This is a genomic window from uncultured Nostoc sp. (assembly GCF_964245445.1).
In the GTDB taxonomy this organism is placed as follows: domain Bacteria; phylum Cyanobacteriota; class Cyanobacteriia; order Cyanobacteriales; family Nostocaceae; genus Nostoc.
On sequence record NZ_CAXTNE010000385.1, the window covers coordinates 1 to 5,807 of the forward strand.

General features: G+C 41.8%; 6 protein-coding genes and 1 tRNA gene. 2 read left to right on the forward strand and 5 right to left on the reverse strand.

The window, feature by feature from the left end:
• Window positions 1-54 precede the first annotated feature (54 nt).
• Window positions 55-1,296 (reverse strand): HhoA/HhoB/HtrA family serine endopeptidase, encoded by a 1,242-nt coding sequence (locus ACFE90_RS35440; RefSeq protein ID WP_375506945.1) that lies wholly within the window; start codon window positions 1,294-1,296, stop codon window positions 55-57.
• A gap of 163 nt (window positions 1,297-1,459) precedes the next feature.
• Between ACFE90_RS35440 and dnaA the strand changes: the two genes are divergently transcribed.
• Window positions 1,460-2,839 (forward strand): chromosomal replication initiator protein DnaA, encoded by a 1,380-nt coding sequence (dnaA, locus tag ACFE90_RS35445; RefSeq protein ID WP_375506946.1) that lies wholly within the window; start codon window positions 1,460-1,462, stop codon window positions 2,837-2,839.
• 887 nt (window positions 2,840-3,726) lie between these two features.
• On the opposite strand, the gene ACFE90_RS35450 is transcribed toward dnaA, so the two are convergent.
• The 4 genes from ACFE90_RS35450 to ACFE90_RS35465 all read right to left on the reverse strand — a co-directional run bounded on the left by ACFE90_RS35450 (window position 3,727) and on the right by ACFE90_RS35465 (window position 5,152).
• Window positions 3,727-3,800 (reverse strand) — tRNA-Pro (locus ACFE90_RS35450).
• A gap of 50 nt (window positions 3,801-3,850) precedes the next feature.
• Complete coding sequence (locus ACFE90_RS35455) at window positions 3,851-4,216, reverse strand: DUF1818 family protein (RefSeq protein WP_109010517.1); 366 nt, start codon at window positions 4,214-4,216, stop codon at window positions 3,851-3,853.
• A 67-nt stretch (window positions 4,217-4,283) separates the two neighbouring features.
• Window positions 4,284-4,892, reverse strand: coding sequence for a hypothetical protein (locus ACFE90_RS35460; protein WP_375506947.1), 609 nt, complete (start codon window positions 4,890-4,892; stop codon window positions 4,284-4,286).
• Between the two features lie 23 nt (window positions 4,893-4,915).
• Entirely contained in the window at window positions 4,916-5,152 is a 237-nt protein-coding gene (locus tag ACFE90_RS35465; protein ID WP_100900204.1) for a DNA-directed RNA polymerase subunit omega, read from the reverse strand.
• Between the two features lie 157 nt (window positions 5,153-5,309).
• On the opposite strand from ACFE90_RS35465, the gene ACFE90_RS35470 reads away from it, so the two are divergent.
• Window positions 5,310-5,729, forward strand: coding sequence for a fasciclin domain-containing protein (locus ACFE90_RS35470; protein ID WP_375506948.1), 420 nt, complete (start codon window positions 5,310-5,312; stop codon window positions 5,727-5,729).
• Window positions 5,730-5,807: the final 78 nt, after the last annotated feature.

The following is a 5,807-nucleotide window of genomic DNA, read 5'->3' on the forward strand; positions in this document are numbered from 1 at the left end:
GAATAGGGGAGGCAGGGGGAGAATGACAAATGACAAATGACAAATGACTAAACATCATCCCTCGCGTCTCACGGGTAAAGGAGCAGGTTGGACTCCTAACTGGATAGTTTGCCCATCGCGTTCTACTTCTATTGGTAATTTAGTGCCGATTTTACTATTTTCTACTAACTTTTGTACTTCTTCAATTTTAGTAACAGGCTGGTTATTAATGCTTTTAATCACATCACCGGCTCGGAGTCCAGCCGTAGATGCAGGCGATCGCGGGACGATATCAACCAGCAAAACGCCGTCATCAGCTGTAAGATTTAAGCGATCGCCTGCTGTATTTTTTATTCTTTCTTTAATTTCTGGTGTCAGTGTCACCATTTGAACACCTAAATAAGGATGATCCACCTTACCGTTAGCAATTAATTCCTGGGCAATTCTTTGCACAGTGTTAATGGGGATAGCAAAGCCCAAGCCTTGAGCGCCTCGGATAATAGCTGTGTTCATCGCAATTACTTGGCCACGAGCATTAAGCAATGGGCCACCAGAATTACCAGGGTTTATCGCAGCATCCGTTTGGATGTAATCAACCCGCTTGTCGCTAGCACCAATATCAGTACTAGAACGACCTGTAGCACTAATAATCCCAGAAGTGACGGTATTATTCAAGCCTAAAGGGTTACCAATGGCGATTACTGCTTGTCCTGGTTGCAAGGCATCGGAGTTACCCACAGATAGAGTTGGCAGATTATTAGCATTAATTTTGATTATAGCCACATCCGTAACCGGATCTTCACCCAACACTTTCCCGTCAAAAGTCCGGCCATCTTTGAGTGTGACAGTTACTCTATCAGCACCATCTACCACATGAGAATTGGTGACAATTTGACCTGAAGAGTTAATGATAAATCCAGAGCCGCTACCCCGCTCTATCTGTTGTCTAGGCTGTGGCGCACTATCTCCAAAAAATCGTCGGAAAAATGGATCGTTAAATTCGTCTGGTACGCGAGAAGTGATTGTTCGGGAAGAATCTATGCGAACTACCGCAGGCCCCACCTGTTGCACTACTTTTACCACAAAATTAGGATCTCCAGACGAAGAGATAATTGGCGGGGGGACAATTACCGGATTTGGTTCTATTGTGTTTTGGGCTTGAGTCTGGCTTTGTCGAGTCTCAAAGGTTTTAGCAGGTAGAACAGAGCAGCTCCCCAGGAACACCACTGCTACCCCGTATGAGAGCATCCATAACCTGTGAGGTAAACTCCTGGGATTAATCTTTTTGGGCGCTAAATCATGGTTTGTTGTCTTCATGTGTCGTTGCTTCTCCATATCAATCACTGGTGTTAGGATCTTGCCTACCGGGTATGTCCCAAAATGATTACAACTTAAAAGCTTATTCTAGGTCTAGCGTGTCTGGATGCTAAATTAGTGCTTTCTCTTCTATTGTGACGATTAGCAGCAAAGGTGGTGGATAATGAAAATTCCCATAGAAACTCTCTGGAGTCAGGTACTAGAGCGCCTACAGCTTGAACTATCCCGCCCCACCTTTGAAACTTGGATTAAAACTGCTAGTGCGGAGCGATTAGAAAATAATTGCTTGGTAATCCGTACTCCTAATCCATTTGCTCGTAATTGGTTACAGAAGTATTACATCAATACCATTGCTCATGTAGTACAAGATATTCTCGGTCATCCCGTAGGAATTTACATTACCGTTGCTCAAGGTGATGAAGTTTCTCATTTGAGCGAACGAGAGGTTTCTTGGGAATCACCAGATACCAGCAGTATTCCCGAAGCTATTCCTACTCATAATCATAAAACTACTGAATTAAACTCTAAATATGTCTTTTCGCGGTTTGTAGTTGGTGCTAATAATCGGATGGCTCACGCTGCTTCTTTGGCAGTTGCAGAATCTCCAGGTAAAGAGTTTAATCCTTTATTTTTATGTGGTGGCGTAGGTTTGGGAAAAACTCATCTCATGCAGGCAATTGGCCATTATCGCTGGGAAATTTCGCCTAATTGTAAAATATTTTATGTTTCGACTGAGCAGTTTACTAATGATTTAATTACAGCGATTCGTAAAGATAGTATGCAAAGTTTTCGAGAGCATTATCGAGCGGCTGATGTTTTATTAGTGGATGATATTCAGTTTCTTGAAGGGAAGGAATACACTCAAGAAGAATTCTTTTATACTTTTAATACTTTACATGAAGCCGGTAAACAAGTTGTCATTGCTTCTGATCGTCCTCCTAATCAGATTCCTAGCTTACAAGAACGGCTTTGTTCTCGGTTTTCTATGGGGTTAATCGCAGATATCCAAAAGCCGGATTTAGAAACTAGAATGGCAATTTTACAGAAAAAAGCTGAGGATGAAAATATTAGTCTTCCCCGCGATGTGATTGAGTATATTGCTTCTAACTATACTTCTAATATTAGAGAATTAGAAGGAGCTTTAATTCGGGCGGTGGCTTATATTTCTATTTGGAGCTTACCGATGACGGTAGAAAATATCACACCAGTTTTAGAACCGCCTAATGAAAAAATGGCAGCTACCCCAGAAGCAATTTTAAAAGTGGTGGCGGATAATTTTGATGTTTCAATAGACGATCTCAAAAGTAACTCACGACGCAGAGAGATTAGCTGGGCGCGTCAAATTGGAATGTATCTCATGCGCCAACACACGTCTCTGAGTTTGCCGAGAATTGGCGAGGAGTTTGGTGGTAAAGACCATACAACGGTAATCTATAGTTGCGAGAAAATTACCCAACTCCACCAGAATGATCGCACTTTAGCACAAACAATCCGCCAACTGAGCGATCGCATCAATATGACTAGTACATCACAGCGTAAATAAACATACCATTTCTAATGGCGCAAGAAGCTCGGAATACTATTATGCGTGACTTTTAACCGTCGCTTCTTTACGAGACGCTGCGCGTAGCTTCTCCGTAAAAGTACGCTCTAATTAAAAATTGAAAATGTAAAATTAAAAATTGAGAAAAATTCCTAAGTTTTTAATTTTTAATTCTTAATTCCCCGAACGCGAACATTGTCTCCAAGAGTTGGGTTGACTTCCGCCTTGCGCTACTAGCGGTTCTCAAAAATTATCCTGAAGATGTATTTGAAGTTTTCCACAACCACCACTTTTATAATTAGCATTGACGGATGAATAAATAGTCAAAAATATTAAGTAACGTATAAAAATTGATTAAATTTAACTTTAATTGTGGATAAATCTTACTTTTTGTGGATAAATCTGTGGAAAACTTGAGATTTTACTAGTAAAACTTAATTAAGTATAATTACCCTGTGGAAAAGTATCTGAGTTTTTCCACAAGTTTTCCACAAGTTAAACAGCTATCCGACCCGGTTTCATATTCGGAGATTTTTACCAACCTTACTGGAGTAGGTTCGGACTCTTCTTTGGTACGCTCGATGAATTTCCATTTATCAATTCTGACAGCAGAAAAGTGCTGAGGGGAGCAGCAACCGGAAAACCCACGTTGTTGTTCCTACTGTCACGAGCGTTCCTATTGCGAATTGGTGCAAGTTTACCGTCAACAAATATGCACGAATCGCTGAATAATAATAGTTTACCTACATTGTTTGTGCCCATTCCAATTATTATTTGTGGTGAAGTTTTGGAATGATTTTGTGCTAGGAATTTGGTATCGTCTCGCAGACCTGATTGAAAAACCTGCCAATCTTTTGAAAAGACTAGCAGGCATGGCTTATCATCAATCGGAGCGGCGGGATTCGAACCCACGACCTCCACTACCCCAAAGTGGCGCGCTACCAAGCTGCGCTACGCCCCGGTCAGGATTACTATCATACAGCAAAACTCTGGGATAAGCAACAGGCATATTTAAAAAACCTTGAGCATCCCAGTCGCTTGCAGTAAATCGGGAACAGCAGAAGCATCCCATTTACCTTCTACACACCGCCCTGTATTTAAGATGAAGCGCAGACTGTAGGCATGAGGATACCCTTCTACCTCCATCCATAATAAATTGCTTTCGGCTTCACAAGCGATTTTTTCCTCTTCCATTAATTCAGTTGCGAGTTGTTTCATGGTGTCTGCTAGCTGTGCTAGTAGACGGCAAAAATCATTCAACTCGGCTTCGGTTAACTCAATTGCCCAATCATCTGTACCGACTAAACCTTTAAATTCAGGTGCATCGGGGTTCTGGCCTATACGCCAACCATATCCGGTTTTTACAAGGCGTTCCATAGCTTAGTTTTTTAAACGCAGAGGAACACAAAGGAACACAAAGGAAGATTTTGGACTGTGGGTTTGGTCATTTAAGTAGTTCAGCCCCTCCTCGTTGGGGTGGCTGTGGGGTAGTTGATGTATTAGAACTAGGTGTGGTGTTGGAGCTAGGAGGTGCGGTATTTTGGGAACTTGGATTAAATATATTGACTAAGACTTGCACTAGAGCATTTCGTTGATTGCGGGTGAGACGAGTAATGGCTTTGCGATCGCCTTCTATTGGATTTTCCCGTAGTGTTTCATTGCCTGGATAGGTAGTATCATACATAATTTCGTTCGCACCCAGGTAATCAGCTAAAGTAAGCTTCCAATCTAAACGATAAATTGGGGCCCGCCCTTTGGTATAAATGTGATATGTAATCAGGCGACCTACTAAGGTGTTGTTTTCGGCAACTTTCCCATTTTCTTTGCTGATATAGTTATTTTCTCGTGGTAAATCTGGCAATTGCTGATATACTAGCTGCCAAACATCGCTAGGTGTGATTCTCTGAGCATAAGCAGGTTGGATACTAAATAAATTTCTATGTATTGATTTGTCCGCCCCTGAACCCAAAACAATTACACCCACCACCATTAAAGCAGTGAGTGTCTGCCAAGGTTTAAGTAGGGGTTGAATGAACGATAAATTTTTGCTCATCCTACCTTCTCTAAAGCCTTTTTTTATAGTTCGCCAATAATTTCTGGCTGAGTCAATTCATCGGACATTTCGATAATTGCTCTTAGCACTGGCTTCATCATCGCATCTTCGTTATTTTCAAAATCTTCATAACGCCGACGTTTAGCACGATTGGCCACCTGAACCGTAATGCGGTAACGATTTGAGGCTGCACTAATCAGCTCCTCAGAACGGTGCATAATCTGAGACTGAGTTGTCTCGAACTTAGAACGCTTTAGCATAATCAGTGGTTCTTGGGGTCATTCCCCAGTGTAGCAGTACCGATAAATCTGATGCTGTGTATTTAATCGCTAGCAACCTCTCTCTTGATAGAGGTTGAGAGTGTTTTAGTCAATATAAGTTACTTATAATATTATCTGACTAAAGTCACACACCCTTATGGCTGACCTTGTGGAAACTGCTATCAACGCGGGAAACTTCAATACCCTGGTAAAGGCTGCTGAAGCTGCAAATTTCATAGAAACTCTAAAAAGTCCTGGTTCTTTCACGCTATTTGCACCAACTGACGAAGCTTTTGCCAATCTGCCAAAGGGAACCTTAGAATCGCTACTAGAAGATATCCCCAAGCTTCAGAAAATTGTCGCATATCATATCGCTAGTGGGGATGTTCGGTCTGATGATTTGGTACAGATTAATGAGGCAGAAACGCTTGAAGGGTCAATTGTAGCCATTGAATCTGCCGATGGTAAATTTAAGGTAAATAACGCCAATGTCATCAAAACAGACATTTTGACAGACAATGGCGTGATCCACGTTATTGATGCGGTGTTGATGCCTGCAATGGTAGCGGGCAAATAAGGTATTGGGTATTGGGAAGAGACAAGGAGAGGGGGAGACAAGGGAGAGACCTGTTGAATAATTCCTCCTCGTCCCCCT

Excerpts from the sequence above, each read along its gene's own strand:
- ACFE90_RS35455 (WP_109010517.1), bottom strand. The coding sequence starts at position 4,216 with ATGGAACGCCTTGTAAAAACCGGATATGGTTGGCGTATAGGCCAGAAC.
- ACFE90_RS35470 (WP_375506948.1), top strand. The coding sequence starts at position 5,310 with ATGGCTGACCTTGTGGAAACTGCTATCAACGCGGGAAACTTCAATACC.
- ACFE90_RS35440 (WP_375506945.1), bottom strand. The coding sequence starts at position 1,296 with ATGAAGACAACAAACCATGATTTAGCGCCCAAAAAGATTAATCCCAGG.
- ACFE90_RS35460 (WP_375506947.1), bottom strand. The coding sequence starts at position 4,892 with ATGAGCAAAAATTTATCGTTCATTCAACCCCTACTTAAACCTTGGCAG.
- dnaA (WP_375506946.1), top strand. The coding sequence starts at position 1,460 with ATGAAAATTCCCATAGAAACTCTCTGGAGTCAGGTACTAGAGCGCCTA.
- ACFE90_RS35465 (WP_100900204.1), bottom strand. The coding sequence starts at position 5,152 with ATGCTAAAGCGTTCTAAGTTCGAGACAACTCAGTCTCAGATTATGCAC.